17 protein-coding genes and 1 pseudogene are annotated in these 19,293 nt (G+C 63.5%); 15 read left to right on the forward strand and 3 right to left on the reverse strand.

Annotated features, from left to right (window positions below; translation table 11 throughout):
• Positions 1–53 precede the first annotated feature (53 nt).
• From ACHMW6_RS00660 to ACHMW6_RS00680, 5 genes are all read left to right on the forward strand, one after another.
• Positions 54–1,277, forward strand: coding sequence for an MFS transporter (locus ACHMW6_RS00660; protein WP_395404662.1), 1,224 nt, complete (start codon positions 54–56; stop codon positions 1,275–1,277).
• Positions 1,274–1,405, forward strand: a complete 132-nt coding sequence (locus ACHMW6_RS00665; RefSeq protein ID WP_395404664.1) for a hypothetical protein — start codon at positions 1,274–1,276, stop codon at positions 1,403–1,405. Before ACHMW6_RS00660 ends, ACHMW6_RS00665 begins: the two co-directional genes overlap by 4 nt.
• An 82-nt stretch (positions 1,406–1,487) precedes the next feature.
• Positions 1,488–2,738 (forward strand): HlyD family secretion protein, encoded by a 1,251-nt coding sequence (locus ACHMW6_RS00670; RefSeq protein WP_395404666.1) that lies wholly within the window; start codon positions 1,488–1,490, stop codon positions 2,736–2,738.
• A gap of 14 nt (positions 2,739–2,752) precedes the next feature.
• Positions 2,753–3,034 carry a hypothetical protein gene (locus ACHMW6_RS00675; RefSeq protein ID WP_395404668.1) on the forward strand — a complete coding sequence of 94 codons (282 nt, stop codon included), beginning with the start codon at positions 2,753–2,755 and terminating at the stop codon, positions 3,032–3,034.
• Between the two features lie 37 nt (positions 3,035–3,071).
• On the forward strand, positions 3,072–5,201 hold the full coding sequence (locus ACHMW6_RS00680) for a peptidase domain-containing ABC transporter (protein ID WP_395404670.1): 2,130 nt from the start codon (positions 3,072–3,074) through the stop codon (positions 5,199–5,201).
• On the opposite strand, the gene ACHMW6_RS00685 is transcribed toward ACHMW6_RS00680, so the two are convergent.
• Complete coding sequence (locus tag ACHMW6_RS00685; RefSeq protein ID WP_395404672.1) at positions 5,151–5,951, reverse strand: M23 family metallopeptidase; 801 nt, start codon at positions 5,949–5,951, stop codon at positions 5,151–5,153. The genes ACHMW6_RS00680 and ACHMW6_RS00685 overlap by 51 nt on opposite strands.
• A gap of 97 nt (positions 5,952–6,048) precedes the next feature.
• Between ACHMW6_RS00685 and ACHMW6_RS00690 the strand changes: the two genes are divergently transcribed.
• Positions 6,049–6,297 carry an AbrB/MazE/SpoVT family DNA-binding domain-containing protein gene (locus ACHMW6_RS00690; protein WP_395404674.1) on the forward strand — a complete coding sequence of 83 codons (249 nt, stop codon included), beginning with the start codon at positions 6,049–6,051 and terminating at the stop codon, positions 6,295–6,297.
• A complete protein-coding gene (locus ACHMW6_RS00695; protein ID WP_395404676.1) occupies positions 6,291–6,611 on the forward strand; it encodes a type II toxin-antitoxin system PemK/MazF family toxin in 321 nt (106 codons plus the stop codon). Before ACHMW6_RS00690 ends, ACHMW6_RS00695 begins: the two co-directional genes overlap by 7 nt.
• Before the next feature lie 3 nt (positions 6,612–6,614).
• Here the strand turns inward: ACHMW6_RS00695 and recG are convergent, their stop codons facing one another.
• Positions 6,615–8,690 carry an ATP-dependent DNA helicase RecG gene (gene recG, locus ACHMW6_RS00700; protein WP_395404678.1) on the reverse strand — a complete coding sequence of 692 codons (2,076 nt, stop codon included), beginning with the start codon at positions 8,688–8,690 and terminating at the stop codon, positions 6,615–6,617.
• Between the two features lie 67 nt (positions 8,691–8,757).
• On the opposite strand from recG, the gene queA reads away from it, so the two are divergent.
• The 8 genes and pseudogenes from queA (at position 8,758) to ACHMW6_RS00740 (ending at position 18,135) form a co-directional block, all read left to right on the forward strand.
• Positions 8,758–9,783, forward strand: coding sequence for a tRNA preQ1(34) S-adenosylmethionine ribosyltransferase-isomerase QueA (gene queA / locus ACHMW6_RS00705; RefSeq protein WP_395404680.1), 1,026 nt, complete (start codon positions 8,758–8,760; stop codon positions 9,781–9,783).
• Positions 9,784–9,792: 9 nt separating this feature from the next.
• On the forward strand, positions 9,793–10,932 hold the full coding sequence (gene tgt, locus ACHMW6_RS00710; protein ID WP_395404682.1) for a tRNA guanosine(34) transglycosylase Tgt: 1,140 nt from the start codon (positions 9,793–9,795) through the stop codon (positions 10,930–10,932).
• A 101-nt stretch (positions 10,933–11,033) separates the two neighbouring features.
• Complete coding sequence (gene yajC, locus ACHMW6_RS00715; RefSeq protein ID WP_395404684.1) at positions 11,034–11,360, forward strand: preprotein translocase subunit YajC; 327 nt, start codon at positions 11,034–11,036, stop codon at positions 11,358–11,360.
• A gap of 59 nt (positions 11,361–11,419) precedes the next feature.
• Positions 11,420–13,297: a protein translocase subunit SecD gene (gene secD, locus ACHMW6_RS00720; protein ID WP_395404686.1), complete on the forward strand. Its 1,878-nt coding sequence runs from the start codon at positions 11,420–11,422 to the stop codon at positions 13,295–13,297.
• A 17-nt stretch (positions 13,298–13,314) separates the two neighbouring features.
• Complete coding sequence (gene secF, locus ACHMW6_RS00725; RefSeq protein ID WP_395404688.1) at positions 13,315–14,340, forward strand: protein translocase subunit SecF; 1,026 nt, start codon at positions 13,315–13,317, stop codon at positions 14,338–14,340.
• A 110-nt stretch (positions 14,341–14,450) separates the two neighbouring features.
• Positions 14,451–15,782, forward strand: coding sequence for an MFS transporter (locus tag ACHMW6_RS00730; RefSeq protein ID WP_395404690.1), 1,332 nt, complete (start codon positions 14,451–14,453; stop codon positions 15,780–15,782).
• Positions 15,783–15,974: 192 nt separating this feature from the next.
• Positions 15,975–17,678 (forward strand): annotated as a pseudogene (locus ACHMW6_RS00735) (GH36-type glycosyl hydrolase domain-containing protein); the annotation flags it as partial.
• Positions 17,679–17,970: 292 nt separating this feature from the next.
• Complete coding sequence (locus ACHMW6_RS00740; RefSeq protein ID WP_395404692.1) at positions 17,971–18,135, forward strand: hypothetical protein; 165 nt, start codon at positions 17,971–17,973, stop codon at positions 18,133–18,135.
• 80 nt (positions 18,136–18,215) lie between these two features.
• On the opposite strand, the gene ACHMW6_RS00745 is transcribed toward ACHMW6_RS00740, so the two are convergent.
• Complete coding sequence (locus ACHMW6_RS00745; RefSeq protein WP_395404694.1) at positions 18,216–19,244, reverse strand: LacI family DNA-binding transcriptional regulator; 1,029 nt, start codon at positions 19,242–19,244, stop codon at positions 18,216–18,218.
• Between the last annotated feature and the right edge of the window lie 49 nt (positions 19,245–19,293).

The raw sequence follows: 19,293 nt of genomic DNA on the forward strand, positions 1-19,293 counted from the left end.
ATGGCGGCAAGCTATGCAGTAAACTGGCTTTCTTTCCCGCTAAGCTTGTCGCCATGAATTCTTCCGCCCGCGTGCTTGACCTGAAAACCCTCCTGATTTCCACCGGCGTGGTGCTGACCCTGGCTATGGGCGTGCGGCATGGCTTTGGTTTCTGGATGCAGCCGATCTCGCAGGCCAATGGCTGGAGCCGCGAGACCTTTTCGCTGGCGATGGCCGTACAAAACCTCTTGTGGGGCGCGTTCGGCCCATTCGCGGGCATGGTGGCGGACCGTTACGGCACCATGCGCGTCGTGATTGTCGGCGCCTTGTGCTATATGGCCGGCCTGGTGTGGATGGCGACCGTTACGCAGCCCACCTTGTTCATTCTCGGTTCGGGCGTACTGGTGGGGCTGGCACTGGCCTGCACGGGCTTCGGCGCTGTCAGCGGCATCATCGGACGCGCGGCGCCTGCCGAGAAACGCTCCTGGGCCTTTGGCGTGTCCGGTGCGGCCAGCTCCTTTGGCCAGTTCCTGATGATGCCGGTCGAGCAAACGCTGATTTCCTTTGCCGGCTGGCAGAATGCGCTGTACCTGCTGGCCTCGGCGGTGGTGTTCCTGATGATTCCGATGTCCTTCAATATGCGCGAGCCGAAGCACGAAGTGGCCGCGGGCGCACATCACCAGAGCATCGGCGACGCCTTCCACGAAGCGGTGCGCAACCGCTCCTTCCTGCTGCTGGTAGCCGGGTATTTCGTCTGCGGCTTCCAGGTGGTGTTCATCGGCGTTCACTTGCCGGCCTACCTGAAGGACAAGGGCATCGCCAATCCAGGCGTGGCCGTGATGGCGCTGGCGCTGATTGGCCTGTTCAACATCTTCGGTTCTTTCACGGCGGGCCAGCTCGGTGGCAGGCTGCCCAAGCGCTACCTGTTGTCCTTCATTTATTTCGCACGCTCGGTGGTGATTGCATTGTTCCTGCTGGCGCCATTGTCGCAATGGTCGGTGTATCTGTTCGCGGCGGCGATGGGCTTGCTGTGGCTGTCCACCGTGCCGCTGACGAACGGCATCATCGCGGGCGTGTTCGGCCTGAAGCATATGTCCATGCTGGCGGGGATCGTGTTCTTCTCCCACCAGATCGGCAGCTTCCTCGGCGTCTGGCTGGGCGGCTACCTGTTCGACCTCCGCGGCAATTACGACGTGGTGTGGGGCATCGCCATCGGCCTCGGCGTGATGGCCGGGCTGGCGAACCTGCCGATCAACGAGCGTCCGCTGGTGCGCGAGCCCCAGCTCAAGGCGGCATGATGAAGGCGCGCCTGGGCAGGGTTGCGGCATGGACGGCGGGCATCGCCGTCCTCACAGCGGCCTTCCTTGCCTACCTGCGGCCGGACTTCATGCTCGATCTCGCGAACCGCATCTATCTCTGCTTCTGACGCATCATTCCTTGATTTTTCTTAATTGAAACTTCTGGCTGTTGCCTATCATCACTAACATGATCGGCGGCTGGAGGGTGTCATGCATCTCCCCTTGTTCAGGAAGGAAGTGCTGGAAGAGCGGGCGGGCCGCTGGGCGGGGGCGATCGTGCTGCAGCAGCCGGTGCCGGTGCGGCTGGCGGCGGCCGTTTCGGCGTTGCTGGCGCTTGCACTGACGGCTTATTTGATGACGGGACACTACACGCGGCGCGTAACGGTCAGCGGTCGGATTGTGCCGGCCGATGGCGCGATCAAGGTGGTGGCGCCGCAGTTCGGCCGCGTCGTTGCACGCAGTGTGCGCGAGGGCGATCAGGTCGAGGAAGGACAAGTGTTGTACGAGTTGTCCTCCGAGCGCAGCACGAAGGATGGCGCCATTGAGCGGCGCGTGAGTGCTGCGCTGGACCAGCGGCGCGCACTGATCGAGCAGGAGTCGCATATGCAGATTCGCCAGCTGCAGCAGCGGCTGGCCGATCTCGGGCAGCGCGGCCAGTTGCTCAAGGACGAGTCGGAGGTGCTGACCAGGGATGAGCGCCTGCAGTTGAAGCGCGTGGCGTTGGCGGAAAGCGCGCTGCGCCGCTTCCAGGCCTTGCGCGAACGGGGCTTTGTATCCGAGCTGCAGCTGACGCAGACCGAGTCCGAGCTGGCGGAGCAGCAATCCAGGTTGCAGGCGTCGGAGCGCGGCCGGCTGGCGACGGCGCGGGAACTGGCCCTGGCTACGGCCGATGAAGCGCAGGCCGCCAGCCAGATCGAACTGGTCAAGCTGCAAGCGGCGCGCGCGCTGGCTACGCTGGAACAGGAGGCTGCCGAACAACAGGGCCGCGGCGGCGTGCGCGTGCTCGCACCCGCAGCCGGCTTCGTGACAGCGTTGTCCGCCGAACAAGGCGAGAGCGTGGCGGCCGGCGCGGCGCTGGCGACCATCGTGCCCAAGGCGAGCCGGCTGGAGGCGCATCTGCAGGCGCCGTCCAACGCTATCGGCTTTGTGGCGGAAGGCCAGGCGGTGCGCCTGCGCATTGCCGCCTTCCCCTTTCAGAAATTCGGATACATGACAGGCCGCGTGCGCAGCGTCGATCGCGGACCGATTACAGAGACAGCGGCAGGAGCGCAGGGCAGGGTGGAAGCGGTGTACAGGATCGCGGTCAGCCTGGACAGGCAAACCGTCGCTGCATATGGCCAACAGCGTCCACTGCGAACAGGCATGGCGCTGGAAGCCGACATCAAGCAAGACAGGCGCCGTCTGATCGAGTGGCTGTTTGATCCGGTCAAAAGTGTGGCGGCTCCTGCAACCACTCTCTAACAGGAGGTTACATCATGCGAGAACTCGCTCCGGATGAACTGGAGTCCGTCGGTGGCGGCTGGTCACCCAAGCCGCCATCAATCAGGCTGAACGTGGATGACCGACCGAGGCGCGGACCTTATGTGGGACGGCCGCAGCCCGTCGTTGTCCCTGATCCGGCCGGCCACGGCGGCAGCAACGGCGGCGGCGGGCAACCCGCGAAGCCGTCGCAAGGCCAGCAACACCACTACGAACTGCCGCCTGGAGGCTCGGGCAAACTCAGGACGTACTGGATGACGGCGCACAGCCGCCGCTAGCGCCCGTGAAGTAGTTTGTGCAGCTGGGGAGACTGCCATGGAAGTCCTGGGTCATCTGGAATTCGGACGCAGGCGCATGCCGCTCCAGCTGCAGACGGAGGCCGCCGAGTGCGGCCTGGCCTGCCTCGCCATGATCGCCGGCTGGCACGGCCACAGGATAGACTTGCCGGCCCTGCGCTCGCGCTGCGGCTTTTCGCTGAAGGGGGCCAGTCTCGCGCAACTGGTGCAGTGCGCAGACAGCCTGCACCTCGCAGCGCGCGCCGTGCGGCTGGAACTCGAAGAGCTGTCCGGCTTGCGCTTGCCCTGCATCCTGCACTGGGACCTGAATCATTTCGTTGTGCTGGTGCGCATGGGCGACAGTGCCTGTGTCATCCATGATCCCGCGATGGGCGCGCGACGCCTGGCAATTGCGGAGGTGGCACGGCATTTCACCGGCGTAGCGCTGGAGCTGACGCCGACTGCGCAATTCGAACGCAGAAATGAGCGGCAGCGCCTGTCTGTGCGTTCTCTGCTGGGCAAGGTCTACGGCCTGTGGGGTGCACTGGCCACCATCTTCGCCATGGCGGCGGCGCTGGAAGTGTTCGCGCTGGCCGCGCCGGTTTTCAACCAGTGGGTACTCGACGAAGTACTTGCCTCGGCGGACCGCGATCTGCTCGGCGTGCTGGCCTGGGGCTTCGCCCTGATGCTGCTCGCCCAGAGCAGCATCTCGCTGGCGCGCGGCTGGACGGTGATGTACATCTCCACGCACATGAACCTGCAGTGGGCGGCGAATGTGTTCACGCATTTGCTGCATCTGCCCGTGGCTTGGTTCGAGAAGCGGCACCTGGGCGATGTGGTGTCGCGCTTTTCGTCGGTGACGGCGATCCAGAACACGCTCACTCACGGCTTCATTGAAGCTGTCCTCGACGGCGTCATGGCCGCGGCCACGCTGGCGGTGATGTTCGCCTACAGCGCGAGGCTGGCGGCGGTGGTGCTGTGCGCGGTGGCGCTGTACGGCGTGCTGCGGGCCGTGTCCTATGCGCCGCTGCGCGCGGCGAGCGAGGAGGCGCTGGTGCTGGAGGCGCGCGAGCGCAGCTGCTTCATCGAGTCGGTGCGCGGCATCCAGGCCATCAAGCTGTTCGGGCGTGAGCTGGACCGGCGCGGCCGCTGGCTGAATTTCATGGTCGACGCCATCAACCGCGACGTGCGTACCGAAAAATTCATGCTGTGGTTCGGCATCGCCAACACGGCCATCATGGGCGTGGAACAGCTGCTTGTGTTCTGGCTGGGTGCCGGTGCGGTGATGGACGGCGCCTTCAGCATCGGCATGCTGTTTTCCTTCGGCGCCTTCAGCACTCAGTTCAGCAGCAGGACGGGCGCCCTGGTGAACAAGTACTTTGAGTTCCGCATGCTGTCGCTGCACGCGGAACGGCTGGCCGATATCGTGCTGGAGCCGGCGGAGAGCAGCGCGCCGGCGCGGAACTTCCCGCCGGATCTGTCCGCCGGGATCGAACTGATCGACGCAGGCTTCCGCTACTCGGAAGGCGAGCCGTGGATCGTGCGGCACCTGGACCTGCGTATCCAGCCCGGCGAGTCGGTGGCGATTGTTGGCCCGTCGGGTTGCGGCAAGACCACGCTGGTCAAGCTGATCCTCGGCATCCTGCCACTTACCGAAGGCGAAATCAGGATAGGCGGTCTCCCGATCCGGCAGATGGGATTGGCCTGCTATCGGCAAGCCGTGGCTGCCGTGATGCAGGACGATACTCTGCTGGCCGGTTCGCTGGCCGATAACATCTGCTTCTTCGATCCGCAACCGGACCAGGCGCGCATCGAGGAGTGCGCTCGGCTGGCGGCGGTGCACGAGGACATTGACGCCATGCCGATGCGCTACCACACGCTGGCCGGCGACATGGGGGCGGCCCTGTCAGGCGGCCAGAAACAGCGGCTGTTGCTGGCGCGTGCGCTGTACAAGTCGCCGAAGGTGCTGGTGCTCGATGAAGCCACCAGTCATCTGGATGTAGAGCGCGAACGGCAGGTGAACGATGCGATTGCTGCGCTGGCGGTCACGCGCATTTGTGTGGCTCACCGTCCGGAGACGATTGCGATGGCTGGGCGTGTGATCAGGCTCGAGCCGCGATCAGTGCTTGCGGGAGCGGGAAGCGGACTTGCGGGCGGGAGCATCGGATGATTTGGCCTTGGTGCGCTTTCCGGCGCTGGCGACCTGGTGGTGCTCGGACGTGGATTTGGCTTTCTTGTAGCCGCTGACGCTGGACTTGGTCTTGGGCGCGGTGAAGATCATTTCCTCGCCTTTGAACTGCCTGGCGTTCACTGCGGACGCCAGCGCGCCCTGTTCCAGACCGGCCAGCAGGTTCTGCGGATCGATGCGCTTGCCGTTTTCGAAGGCTTCCAGGTGCAGGTGAGGGCCGGTGGAGTGTCCGGTGGAGCCGGAGAAGCCGATCGGCTGGCCGGCGGACACTTCGTCGCCCACGTTCACGGAACGCTTGTTCAGGTGGGCGTAGAGGGAGCGCAGGCCGTTCAGGTGCTCGATCACGACGACTTCGCCGTATTTCTTGTCGCCTTCATAACGATTGGTCGACGCTACCACCACACCAGGACCGGTCGCCATTACCGGCGTATTGACCGGCGTGGAAAAGTCGACGCCGCCGTGCGCGCGCTTGCCGCGCAGGGCGCCAAAGAAGCTGCTGACGCGGATATTCGTCAGCGGCATGACCCACTTGGCGAAAAATCCCTGTTTCTCCGGCTTGTCCGACGGCGCCGGCGTCGGCGCAGCGGCCGGCACTGGCACAGCCTGCGTCGCGGCAGGCGCCAGCAGCGGCGTGCCCGGAGCGACGGCGGTCAGGGGCGGCTCCACTGCCATTGCCGGCAGGAAGCTCGCTGCGAGAGCCGCAGAAACGATGATTTTCGTCAACTTTTTCATGAAGCGGGGGAGTGTCGCATACCCACCAGCAACACGCAACACAATTGAATATTGCGGTGTGTGGGTATAACATGGTTATAACGTCCAAGGAGCTGAAATGCGAACCGTAATCCGCCGAATCGGCAACTCGAAAGGAATGATCATTCCCGCCGCTTTACTTGCTGAAGTCGGCTTGGTGGATGAAGCCGAAATTTCGGTAGTCGATGGCGCCCTGATCATTCGTCCGCCACCCCATGATGTTCGCCGGGGCTGGGCCGAGGCCAGCAAGGCCATCGCAGCGGCCGGCGACGACGCGTTGGTGTTGCCGGAGTTAGGAAATGAGGGCGATAAGGATCTGGTGTGGTGAAGCGTGGCGAAATCTGGCTCGTCAACCTGGATCCGACCGTGGGCAGCGAAATCCAGAAGTCGCGGCCATGTGTCATTGTGTCGCCACCGGAAATGCACGACTTCTTGCGCACAGTGATTGTGGCACCGATGACAACGGCCGGTCGCCCTGCGCCGTTCCGTGTTGACGTTACCCATGGCGGCAAGAAAGGGCTCATCCTGCTGGACCAGTTGCGGGCGGTCGATAAAGTCCGCCTTGCGAACAAGCTTGGGGTGGTTCCCAAGGATACGCTGGCGACTACCCTGCGCGTGTTGCAGGAAGTATTTGCCGAGTAAGCGTCAGACTTTCAGGAACTCTTCGCGGCCGCCGAGCCAGCGTTCGAGGTGGGCCTCGACGGTGGCGGTGTTTTCCGGTGTGGCCTCGTGGAGCAGGGCGTGGGCGACGTCTCGCGCCTGGTCGACCAGCCAGCCGTCGGTTTCCAGGTCGGCGAAGCGCAGCATGGCTTGGCCGGACTGGCGGGCGCCGAGGAATTCGCCGGGGCCGCGGATTTCCAGGTCGCGGCGGGCAATTTCGAAGCCGTCCGTGGTTTCGCGCATGGTTTGCAGGCGCTGCTTGGCCACAGGACCCAGCGGGCTTTGATACATCAGCAGGCACACGGAAGCCGCCGAGCCCCGGCCTACCCGGCCGCGCAGCTGGTGTAGCTGCGACAGGCCGAAACGCTCGGCATGCTCGATCACCATCAGCGAGGAATTCGGCACGTCCACGCCAACCTCGATCACGGTGGTGGCGACCAGCACGTGCACCTCGCCGGCCGCGAAGGCATCCATCACTTCGGCCTTTTCGGCGGCCTTCAGGCGGCCGTGCACCAGGCCCACGCGCAGGTCGGGCAGGGCTTCGCACAGGGTTTCATAGGTTTCGGTGGCGGTTTGCAGCTGCAACGCTTCCGATTCCTCGATCAGCGGGCAGACCCAGTAAGCCTGGCGGCCTTCGAGAGCGGCAGCATGGACGCGGGCGATCACTTCATCGCGGCGGTTCTGGTCCACCACGGCGGTCACGATGGGCGTGCGGCCCGGCGGCAGTTCGTCAATGACCGACACTTCGAGGTCGGCGTAATAAGTCATGGCCAGCGTGCGCGGAATCGGCGTGGCGGACATCATCAGCTGGTGCGGCACCTTGTCGCCATTGCCTTTGTTGCGCAGGGTCAGGCGCTGGCCGACGCCGAAGCGGTGCTGCTCGTCCACGATCACGAGGCCGAGTTTGTGGAAGTTCACCGTGTCCTGGATGATGGCGTGGGTGCCGATCACCAGCTGCGCCTCGCCTGATTCGACCAGCGCCGTCGCGGCTTCCTTCTCTTTTTTCTTCAGGCTGCCGGTTAGCCATGCCACCTTCACGCCCAGCGGCTCCAGCCAGGACGCGATCTTGCGGAAGTGCTGGTCGGCCAGGATCTCGGTCGGCGCCATTAGGGCCGCCTGGTAGCCGCTGTCGATGGCCTGGGCCGCGGCCAGCGCCGCCACCACGGTCTTTCCGCTGCCAACGTCGCCCTGCAGCAGGCGCTGCATGGGGAAGTGCTCGCGCAGATCGGCGCGGATTTCCTTCAGCACGCGCTGCTGGGCCTTCGTCAGCTTGAAAGGCAGGGAAGCCTCGAAGGCGGCGGACAGCTCGCCCACCTTCTTCAGGGCCGTCGCGCCCTTGGCCCGGCGCGCGCGCTGGGCGCGTTTCAGGGACAGCTGCTGCGCCAGCAGTTCGTCGAATTTCATGCGCGTCCATGCCGGATGCGAACGGTCGGCCAGCGCGTGTTCGTCGGCATTGGCCGGCGGATAGTGCAGGGCTTTCACCGCCGGTTCGAAGGCGTGCAGGCGCATGCGCAGCAAGATCTCGTGCGGCACGGTATCGGTCCAGTCGATGCGCTTCATCGCGTCGGCAATGGCACGGCGCAGCACCAGCTGGGACAGGCCTTCGCCCGACGGGTAGACCGGCGTCAGGGAAGTCGGCAGCGGGGCGCCTTCATTGACCACCTTGTAAGCCGGGTGCACCATCTCCGCGCCAAAGAAGCCATGCCGCACCTCGCCGCGCGCCCTCACGCGCGTGCCTTCGGACAGCTGCTTGACCTGGCTGCCGTAGAAATTCATGAAACGCAGCTGGATATCGCCCGATTCGTCGGCGATATGCACCAGCAGCTGGCGGCGCGGCTTGTAGGCGATTTCGTTGGACGTCACCACGCCCTCCACCTGCGACACCTGGCCGCCGCGCAGGCAGGCTTCGCGGACGGTCAGCACTTCCGTCTCGTCTTCGTAGCGCATCGGCAGGTGCAGCACCAGGTCCATATCGGTGCGTAAGCCCAGTTTGGCCAGTTTGCTCTCCGGGCTGGCGGTTTTCTTTGCGGCGGCGGGCTTCTTTTGCTTCGTTTCAGGCATGTTTTGCGCGATTTTTGGGCAGATGGCGTAAAATAGAGGGTTGCCCAACAGTTTCCGTAGTCCGTTAATGTACTCGCTATCAGATTTCGATTTTAACTTGCCGCCAGAGCGTATTGCGCAATTTCCGCTCCCGGACCGCAGCGCGTCCCGCCTCCTGCATGTGGATGGCGCCACCCTGCACGACCGCCAGTTCACCGACATCATCGACCAGCTCCAGCCAGGCGACCTGCTGGTGATGAACGATACGCGCGTGCTGAAGGCGCGTTTCTATGGCGTGAAGGAAAGCGGCGGCAAGGTCGAAGCCCTGGTCGAGCGCGTGCTGGACACCCGCACCGTGCTGGCCCAATTGCGCGCTTCGAAGTCGCCCGGCCCCGGCGTGAAGATCCGCCTGGCCGATGCTTTCGACGTGACCGTCGGCGAGCGCGCCGGCGAATTCTTTACGCTGCACTTCGATGCGGACGTGTTCGAGCTGATCGAGCAATATGGCCGCCTGCCGCTGCCGCCCTATATCGAGCACGCGCCGGGCGACGTGGACGAAACCCGCTACCAGACCGTGTTCAACAAGGTGCCGGGCGCCGTCGCCGCGCCGACCGCCGGCCTGCATTTCGACGAGCCGTTGCTGGAGCGCCTGCGCGCCAAGGGCATCAGGTTCGCCTACGTCACGTTGCACGTGGGCGCAGGCACTTTCCAGCCGGTGCGCACGGAGAACCTGTCCGAGCACAAGATGCACACGGAGTGGTACACGATCTCGCAGGACACCGTGGACGCCGTGCGCGCAGCGCGCGCTGCTGGGCGCGATGTGGTGGCCGTCGGCACGACCTCCCTGCGCGCGCTGGAATCGGCGTCGCAATCCGGCCAGATCGAGGCGGGCAGTGCGGATACCAATCTGTTCATCACGCCGGGCTACAAGTTCAAGACTGTCACGCGCCTGATCACGAACTTCCACCTGCCGAAATCGACGCTGCTGATGCTGGTCTCCGCCTTCGCGGGCTTTACCGAGATCCGCCACGCTTACCATCACGCGATTGCCAACGAATACCGTTTCTTCAGCTATGGCGACGCCATGCTGCTGACGACACAGAATCGAGCTTAAGGAACACCAATGCTGGAATTTAAACTCATTAAGAAAGACGCCACCGGCAAGACTCACGCCCGCCGCGGCACCGTCAAGCTGAATCACGGCGAAGTGCAGACCCCGATCTTCATGCCGGTCGGTACCTATGGCTCGGTGAAAGCGATGTCGCCGCTGGAGCTGAAGGAAATCGGCGCCCAGATCATCCTGGGCAATACCTTCCACCTGTGGCTGCGTCCCGGCAACGACGTGATGTCGAAGTTCGGCGGCCTGCACGGCTTCATGGGCTGGGATAAGCCCATCCTGACCGACTCCGGCGGCTTCCAGGTGTTCTCGCTGGGCGAGATGCGCAAGATCACGGAAGAGGGCGTGCACTTCAACTCGCCCATCAACGGCGACAAGCTGTTCCTGTCGCCCGAGATCTCGATGCAGATCCAGCGCGTGCTCAATTCGGACATCGTGATGCAGTTCGACGAGTGCACGCCGTACGAAATCAACGGCCGTCCGGCCACCCTGGACGAAGCGGCCAAGTCGATGCGCATGTCCCTGCGCTGGGCGCAGCGCTCGATGGACGAATTCCAGCGCGGCGAGAACCCGAACGCGCTGTTCGGCATCGTCCAGGGCGGCATGTTCGAGTCCCTGCGCGACGAGTCGCTGGCAGGGCTGGAAAAGATCGACTTCCCGGGCCTGGCCATCGGCGGCCTGTCCGTCGGCGAGCCGAAAGAGGACATGATGCGTGTGCTGGAGCACGTCGGCCCGCGCCTGCCGGCCAATAAACCGCACTACCTGATGGGCGTGGGCACGCCGGAAGACCTGGTGGCCGGCGTGTCGAATGGCGTGGACATGTTCGACTGCGTGATGCCGACCCGGAATGCCCGCAACGGCTGGATTTTCACCCGCTTCGGCGATATCAAGATCAAGAACGCGCGTTATAAGGACGACAAGGAGCCGCTGGACCCGACCTGCTCCTGCTATGCATGCCGCAATTTCAGCCGCGCCTACCTGCACCACCTGCACCGCGCGCAGGAAATCCTGGGGGCGCGCCTGAACACCATCCACAACCTGCATTATTACCTCGACATCATGCAGCAGATGCGCGATGCGCTGGACGAAGACCGCTTCCCGGATTGGGTGAAGCAGTTCCACGCCGACCGCGCGCGGGGCGTGTAATACAACAAATCTTGCAAAATGTGTTATATGCCCCAATCTCGGGCATTCCGGCGGGTGCTAGAATACAGCGCTTATTTTTTTAAACACTAATTGGAGTCACCGTGTTCATTTCCAACGCTTACGCCCAGACTGCCGCCGACTCTGGCGCAATGGGTCAACTGTCCACCTTCCTGCCGCTGATCCTGATGTTCGTGGTCATGTACTTCCTCATGATCCGTCCGCAGCAGAAGCGCGCCAAGGAACAGAAAGCCATGATGGACGCCCTGGCCAAGGGCGATGAAGTCGTGACCGCCGGCGGCATCCTGGGCAAAGTCTCCAAGGTGACCGACGCCTACGTGACCATCGAAGTTGCTGCCGGCACCGAGGTCGTGGTGCAGAAGGCATCGATCACCACCCTGCTGCCGAAGGGCACCCTCAAGGGCCTGTAAGAAAAGCGGTGCGGGCGGCCACGAGCCGCCCGCCTTGCGTTGACTGATCGCGGAAGAATATGAATCGCTATCCTCTCTGGAAATACATCCTCATTGCCGTGGTGGTGCTGCTGGGCGCTCTCTACACGGCGCCCAACTACTTTGGCGAATCGCCGGCCCTGCAGATCACCAGCGGCAAGGCCACCGTCAAGGTGAGCAGCGCCGTGTCGACGCAGGTTGAGGACGTCCTGAAAAAAGACAATATCAAGCAAGACGGCATCACCTACGACCCGGGCGTGACTCACTCGGTCAAGGTGCGCTTCCCGGACACCGACACGCAGTTCAAGGCTCGCCTGGCGCTGGAAAAAGGCCTGAACCCCGATCCGGCCGACCCGACCTATATCGTGACGGTCAACCTGATGCCCAACACCCCGCAATGGATGCAATCCCTGGCCGCCTTGCCGATGTACCTCGGCCTGGACTTGCGCGGCGGCGTGCACTTCCTGATGCAGGTGGATACCAAGGCCGCGCTGAACAAGCGCATCCAGGGCATCCAGGCTGCCGTGCGCAGCCAGCTGCGCGACAAGAATGTGCGCCACGCCGGCATCGACCGCGTGGGCGACACCGTCGTCATCAAGTTCCGTGACGATGCCACCCGCAAGGAAGCCGAGAAAGTGCTGGCCGACCAGCAGCCCGACCTGTCCCTGGCCGAAGACGGCGAAGGCGCCGACCTGAAGCTGACCGCGACCCTGAAGCCGGCCGCGCTGAAGGCGACCCTCGACAACGGCGTGCAGCAGAATATCGCCACCCTGGGCAAGCGCGTGAATGAGCTGGGCGTTGCAGAACCGATCATCCAGCAGCAGGGCGCCGACCGTATCGTGGTGCAGCTGCCGGGCGTGCAGGACGTGGCCCGTGCCAAGTCCATCATCGGCCGTACCGCCACCCTGGAAGTGCGCATGGTGGACGAGTCCATCACCCCGGGTACCGAGCTGACTTCCACCATTCCGTACAACTCGGAGCTGTTCACCGTCGGCAAGGGCGTGCCGGTCGTGCTGTCCAAGGAAGTGGTGCTGACCGGCGACTACATCGCCAGCGCCACCGCATCCTTCGACCAGAACCAGCAGCCTGCCGTGGGCATCGACCTGAACGGCGACGGCGGCCGCAAGATGCGTGAAGCCACCCGCGACCGCATCGGCAAGAAGATGGCCATCGTGCTGTTCGAGAAGGGCAAGCCGGAAGTGCTGTCCGTGGCGACCATCCAGTCCGAACTGGGCAGCCGCTTCCAGATCACCGGCATGGGCAATATCGAAAACTCCACCGAACTGGCGCTGCTGCTGCGCGCCGGTGCGCTGTATGCGCCGATGGACGTGATCGAGGAACGCACCATCGGCCCGCAGCTGGGCGCCGAGAACATCTCCAAGGGCTTCCACTCGACGATGTACGGCTTCGCTGCGATTGCCGTCTTCATGATTGTCTACTACATGTTGTTCGGCTTCTTCAGCGTGCTGGCGCTGGGCATCAACCTGCTGTTGCTGGTGGCCCTGCTGTCGCGCATGCAGGCGACGCTGACCCTGCCGGGTATCGCCGCTATTGCGCTGGCCCTGGGTATGGCAATCGACGCCAACGTGCTGATTAACGAGCGTATCCGCGAAGAGCTGCGCAACGGCGCCAATCCCCAGTCTGCGATCTCGGTCGGCTTCGACCACGCGTGGCACACCATCCTGGACTCCAACGTGACCACCCTGATCGTGGGCCTGGCGCTGCTGATCTTCGGTTCCGGTCCGGTGCGCGGCTTCGCCGTCGTGCACTGCCTGGGCATCCTGACCTCCATGTTCTCCGCTGTCTTTATATCGCGCGGCGTGGTGAACCTGTGGTACGGCCGCAAGAAGAAGCTGCAGTCGCTGTCCATCGGCACGGTGTGGGTGCCTGGCGCCGAGGCTTCGGCCAAGGCCAAGTAATAGATTAAGAGGACGACATGGAATTTTTCCGCATCCGTAAAGACATCCCCTTCATGCGCCATGCGTTGATTTTCAACGTAATTTCGGCGCTGACTTTCGTGGCGGCTGTCTTCTTCCTGGTCCACAAGGGCTTGCACTTCTCCGTCGAATTCAAGGGCGGCACCGTGATGGAAGTGAAGTACCCGAAGGCGGCCAACCTGGAGAAGATCCGCCACACGCTGGAAGGCCTGGGCTATGAACAGCCCGAAGTGACCAGCTTTGACACGGCGCGCGACGCGATGCTGCGTCTGCCGATCACGCCGGGCCTGTCCAGCGACAAGACTTCGCAAAAAGTCTTCGCTGAGCTGTGCAAGGCCGAAGGCGGTGCGACGAAACAGTTCGACCAGGTGACGCCGAAGGGCGAGCACGTGACCAAGACCGGTTGCGTGGATGCCGCCGGCGTTGAATCGGTTTCGCTGCAGAAGGTGGAATTCGTCGGCCCGCAGGTCGGCGAGGAACTGGCGCAGAACGGCCTGAACGCCCTGGTGATGGTGGTGATCGGCGTGATGATCTACCTGGCGATCCGCTTCGAATGGAAATTCGCCGTAGCGGCCATCGTCGCCAACCTGCACGACGTGGTGATCATCCTCGGCTTCTTCGCCTTCTTCCAGTGGGAATTCTCGCTGACCGTGCTGGCCGCGGTGCTGGCGGTGCTGGGCTACTCGGTCAACGAGTCGGTGGTTATCTTCGACCGTATCCGCGAAAACTTCCGCAAGCAGCGCAAGATGAGCGTGACCGAAGTGATCGACAACGCGATCACCTCGACCATCTCCCGTACCATCATCACCCACGGCTGCACGCAGATGATGGTGCTGTCCATGCTGTTCCTGGGCGGCCCTACGCTGCACTACTTCGCGATTGCGCTGACCATCGGCATCTGCTTCGGTATCTACTCCTCCGTGTTCGTGGCGGCGGCCGTGGCGATGTGGCTGGGCGTGAAGCGTGAAGACCTGATCAAGCCGATCAAGGAAAAGAACGACGAAACTGGCGGCGCTGTCGTATAAAAAGACCAGCAGCGCGCGGCAGGGCGGGTCATGCGACCCGCCCTTTTTTTTTGTTGACTTTAAAATTCCCTTGGTTGATGATAGCGCTATCATCAATGGAAGGAAATCCTGTGCTCCTGAGCTGGCGCGAGAAAATCAGTTACGGCATCGCCGATATGGGTTTCAATTTCTATTGGGCCAATATCGCCACGTTCCTGCTGATTTTCTATACGGACGTTTTCGGCATTTCCGCTGCGGCGGCCGCATCGATGATGTTCATGATCAAGATCATCAACGCCTTCACCGACCCGATGATCGGCGCCGCCGCCGACCGCACGGCCAGCCGCTTCGGCAAATTCCGTCCCTGGCTGGCGTGGATGGCGCTGCCGCTGGCCGGCGCTGCCGTCCTCACCTACACCACGCCCAACCTGGACGGCGACGGCAAACTGATTTGGGCCTATGGCAGCTACCTGCTGATGATGGTGTGCTACACCTGCGTAAACATCCCCTATAACGCCCTGTCCGGCGTGATGTCCTCCGACCCGCAGGAGCGCTCCACCATCAACGGCCTGCGTTTCATCTTCGCCTTCGGCGGCAGCACCCTGGTCACGGCCGCTACGCCGGCGCTGGTGCACTGGCTGGGCGGCAGCAACGAGAAACTGGGCTGGCAGCTGACGATGGCCGCCTGGGGCGTCGCCGCTTCCATCCTCTTCGTGCTGACCTTTGCCAATACCCGCGAGCGCATTGCGCCGCCGGCGGGGCAGAAGTCCAATGTGTGGCAGGATGTGCGCGACCTGGCCGGCAACCGCCCCTGGGTCGTGCTGTTCTTCCTAGCACTGATCATCATGGTCACCATCACGCTGCGCACCACCACGGCGGCTTACTACTTCAAGTACTACGTGCAGCGTCCGGACCTGATGGCCGGCTTCGTGCCGGCCTATATGCTGTCCGCCGCGGCGGGCGCCTCGCTCACGCCGGTGATGACGCGCTTCATGGACAAGAAAAAGCTGATGATCATCCTGATGTCCATCACCACGGTGCTCTCGGCCCTGTTCTTTATCGTGCCCAAGGACCAGATCTGGATCATGTTCGCGCTGCAGGTCGGGCTTGGCCTGGCGCTGGGTCCGAAGTCGCCGCTGGCCTTCTCCATGTATGCTGACACCGCCGACTACAACCAGTGGCGCACCGGCCGCCGCGCCACCGCCATGACCTTTGCCGCCGCCACCTTCTCGCAGAAGCTGGGCACCGCGCTGGCCGTGGCGGTCATCGGTTCGCTGTTCACCGCGCTCGGCTATGTGCCGAACGCCGCCCAGTCCACCGGCTCGCAGGCGGGCATTGTGTGGCTGATGTCCCTGATCCCTGCGGCCTTCGCCCTGCTGGCGGTGGCCGTGATGTTCTTCTATAACCTCGACAGCACGACCCTAAAACAGATTCAGGCCGAACTGGCCACGGAGACGAAATAAATGCTACGCCCCGCCGACAACGGTGACCGCTACGAACTGCTGTCCCCCACCGCCATGCCGCGCGCCGCAGGCTTCCTGTGGAACCGCAAGATGATGATCCAGATGAACTGCCGCGGCTATGCCGTGGCCCAGTTCATGCAGCCGGAACCCGCCAAGTACGCGCACGCGCCCAACCTGGAAGCGAAGACTTTCATGCAGCCGGAGCAGGGCTATTACGCCCACCATCCGGGCCGCTTCTTCTACATCAAGGATGAGGAGACGGGCGAATTCTTCTCCGCGCCCTACGAACCGGTGCGCGCAAAGGTGGGCAGCTACACCTTCGTCGCAGGCAAGAGCGATATCGCGTGGAAGGTCGAACATCTCGGCCTGCGCGTGGAAATGGAACTGGGCCTGCCGGTCGACGATGTGGTCGAACTGTGGTCGCTGCGCGTCACCGACCTTTCCGGCCGCGCGCGCCGCATCAGCGTATATCCCTACTTCCCGATCGGCTATATGTCGTGGATGAACCAGTCAGGCGAATACCGCCCGGACCTGGGCGGCATCGTGGCCAGCTCGGTCGCGCCCTACCAGAAGGTGGCCGACTACTTCAAGCAGAAGGACTTCAAGGACAAGACTTACTTCCTGTGCGAGAGCGCGCCCGACGCGTGGGAAGTTTGCCAGGAAGCCTTCGAAGGGGAGGGCGGCCTGCATGCGCCGTCCGCGCTGGCGGCGGAGTCGCTGCGCAATGGCGACGCGCGCTATGAAACGCCGGCGGCCGTGATGCAATACCGCCTGCGCCTCGCAGCCGGCGCCTCGCGCGACTACCGCTTCCTGTTCGGCCCCGCGCGCGACGATGCGGAAATCACCGCCATGCGCGATCGCTACCTGAGCGCCGCAGCGTTCGCCGAGACCAAGCACGCCTACGCGGAATACATCGAAGGCGGCTACGGTTGCCTGTCCATCGAAACGCCCGATGCGGAGCTGGACAACTTCGTCAATCACTGGCTGCCGCGCCAGGTGTTCTACCACGGCGACGTGAACCGCCTGACCACCGATCCGCAGACGCGCAACTACCTGCAGGACAATATGGGCATGAGCTTCATCAAGCCCGAGGTGGCGCGCGCCGCCTTCGTGCATGCGCTGAGCCAGCAGGAGCCTTCGGGCGCGATGCCGGATGGGATCCTGCTGGTCGAGGGTGCGGAGCTGAAGTACATCAACCAGGTGCCGCACACCGACCATTGCGTCTGGCTGCCTGTCTGCATGAAGGTCTATCTGGATGAAACGGGCGACTATGCGCTGCTCGATGAACCGGTGACGGACCGCGAAGGCAAGACGATGACCGTGGCCGAGCGCATGTCCAGCGCCATGGACTGGCTGCTGAAGGATTGCGACGACCGCGGCCTGAGCTACATCGCCCAGGGCGACTGGTGCGATCCGATGAATATGGTGGGCTACAAAGGGCAGGGCGTATCCGGCTGGCTGACGGTAGCCGCCGCCTATGCAATGCGGCTGTGGTCCGGCATGTGCGCCCAGCGCGGCGACGAAGCGGGCGCCCAGCAATACTGCTTCGGCGCCAAAACGCTGAATGCCGCCGCCAACAAATATCTGTGGGACGGCCGCTGGTTCGCACGCGGCATCACGGATGATGGCGTGGTCTTCGGCGTCAGCGACGACAAGGAAGGCCGCATCTACCTGAATCCGCAGGCCTGGTCCATGCTGAGCGGCGCGGCCAGCGCCGAGCAGCGCTCCGTCATGCTGGCGGAAATCGAAGACCAGCTGTACTCGCCCTACGGCGTGCAGATGTTCGCGCCGCCGTATTCGAAGATGCGCGAGGATGTGGGCCGCGTCACGCAGAAGCACCCTGGCTCGGCGGAGAATGGCGCGGTGTACAACCACGCGGCGGTGTTCTTCATCTACAGCCTGTATCACGGCGGCGAATCGGATCGCGCGTGGAAGCTGCTGCGCCAGATGATTCCCGGCCCGGACCAGGCGGACTACCTGCAGCGCGGACAGCTGCCGATCTTCATTCCGAACTACTATCGCGGCGCGTGGAAGGAATATCCGCGCACGGCGGGGGCGTTCCTCACAGTTGTTCAACACGGGCACCGTGTCCTGGGCATACCGCTGCGTGATCGAGGGCTTGTGCGGACTGCACGGCGACGCGACCGGCTTGCGCATCGCGCCGCAGTTGCCGAAGGAGTGGCCGGGCATGAAGGCGGTGCGGCGCTTCCGGGGTGCGATGTTCGATGTGAATATCCGCCGCACCGGCGGGGATCGCGTGCGCGTGTGGTGCAATGGGGAGGAGCTGGCGGAGGCGCATGTCGGGAATATTGAGGCGGGCAAGCGCTACCAGCTTGATGTGACCATCCCTTAAAACCCACGGCAGAAGCTGGCCAGCGCCGCGGATCAAGTGCCTGCCACATCGTGGCAGGCACTAGCATTTGCAGTGGGTTTTCAGGCGCTCTCGCGCGCCATCAGCGTAAATCCGAGATCAATACGTCCCGCCGCCGGCGTCTCGCCGCGGATCGCCGCATGCAGCAGGGTCGCCGCCTGGAAACCGATCTGGTAGCGCGGCGTGCCGATGGTGGTCACGGAAGGCTTCATCCACGCCGACGCCGGCAGATCGTTGAAGCCGCAGACGGCCAGCTGGTCCGGCACGCTGATGCCGCGGCGCTGGCACTGGTAGATGGCGCCGTGCGCCAGGTCGTCGTTGCAGCAGAAGATCGCGTCGAGGTCCGGAATGCGGGACAGCATCCGTCCCAGCAGCTCCGCGCCCAGCGCGATCGTTGAAGGATCGGGCACCATCACCTCCAGCTGGGTATCGGCCAGTCCGGCTTCTTCCATCGCCTTGCGGTACCCATCGCAGCGCTTCAGGGTACGTTCGTCCAACTGGGCGCCCATGAAGCCGATGCGCTTGTGGCCCTTGTCGATCAGGTAACGCGCCATCGTGTGGCCCGCGTCGAATTGCGAGAAGCCGACGGACAGCGCTTCCGGATCGGGCGACACATCCATCATCGACACTACCGGCACACGCGAAGTCGCCAGCATCTGGTTCACGCGTGCGCTGTGGTTCAGGCCCGAGAGCAGGATCCCGTCCGGATTCGACTGCATATAGGTCGCGAGCAGCTTTTCCTCTTCCGCATCCGAGTAGCGTGTATTACCGATCAGGAGCTGGTAATTTGCCGGATCGAGCGCTGACTGGATGCCGGCCAGGACGTCGGTGAACACCGCATTGGACAGCGAAGGCACCAGCACCACGATCACGTTCGAGTGCGCCGAAGCCAGTGCCCGCGCGGCGCGGTTCGGCACATAGCCCAGCTGCTGGATGGCTTCTTCCACCCGCTGGCGGAGAATGGACGAAACGAGGTCGGGCTGGTTGATCGCGCGGGAGGCCGTCATCGGCGCTACACCGGCAAGGTTGGCGACATCGGTAAGGGTGACTTTGCCGCTGGCGCGGCTTTTAGCGGAGGGGCTTTTGCTCATTACTGAGATTTTCCATGAATCCCATGGAGTGTCAATTCTAAATGCCGTG

The sequence above is a fragment of the Pseudoduganella sp. UC29_106 genome (genome assembly GCF_044055365.1).
Classification (GTDB): domain Bacteria; phylum Pseudomonadota; class Gammaproteobacteria; order Burkholderiales; family Burkholderiaceae_D; genus Rugamonas.

Coding starts and splice junctions, on each gene's coding strand:
- recG (WP_395404678.1), bottom strand. CDS start 8,690: ATGCCTGAAACGAAGCAAAAGAAGCCCGCCGCCGCAAAGAAAACCGCC.
- ACHMW6_RS00690 (WP_395404674.1), top strand. CDS start 6,049: ATGCGAACCGTAATCCGCCGAATCGGCAACTCGAAAGGAATGATCATT.
- ACHMW6_RS00675 (WP_395404668.1), top strand. CDS start 2,753: ATGCGAGAACTCGCTCCGGATGAACTGGAGTCCGTCGGTGGCGGCTGG.
- ACHMW6_RS00665 (WP_395404664.1), top strand. CDS start 1,274: ATGATGAAGGCGCGCCTGGGCAGGGTTGCGGCATGGACGGCGGGCATC.
- queA (WP_395404680.1), top strand. CDS start 8,758: ATGTACTCGCTATCAGATTTCGATTTTAACTTGCCGCCAGAGCGTATT.
- ACHMW6_RS00660 (WP_395404662.1), top strand. CDS start 54: ATGAATTCTTCCGCCCGCGTGCTTGACCTGAAAACCCTCCTGATTTCC.
- ACHMW6_RS00685 (WP_395404672.1), bottom strand. CDS start 5,951: ATGAAAAAGTTGACGAAAATCATCGTTTCTGCGGCTCTCGCAGCGAGC.
- tgt (WP_395404682.1), top strand. CDS start 9,793: ATGCTGGAATTTAAACTCATTAAGAAAGACGCCACCGGCAAGACTCAC.
- secD (WP_395404686.1), top strand. CDS start 11,420: ATGAATCGCTATCCTCTCTGGAAATACATCCTCATTGCCGTGGTGGTG.
- ACHMW6_RS00680 (WP_395404670.1), top strand. CDS start 3,072: ATGGAAGTCCTGGGTCATCTGGAATTCGGACGCAGGCGCATGCCGCTC.
- secF (WP_395404688.1), top strand. CDS start 13,315: ATGGAATTTTTCCGCATCCGTAAAGACATCCCCTTCATGCGCCATGCG.
- ACHMW6_RS00670 (WP_395404666.1), top strand. CDS start 1,488: ATGCATCTCCCCTTGTTCAGGAAGGAAGTGCTGGAAGAGCGGGCGGGC.
- ACHMW6_RS00740 (WP_395404692.1), top strand. CDS start 17,971: ATGAAGGCGGTGCGGCGCTTCCGGGGTGCGATGTTCGATGTGAATATC.
- ACHMW6_RS00745 (WP_395404694.1), bottom strand. CDS start 19,244: ATGAGCAAAAGCCCCTCCGCTAAAAGCCGCGCCAGCGGCAAAGTCACC.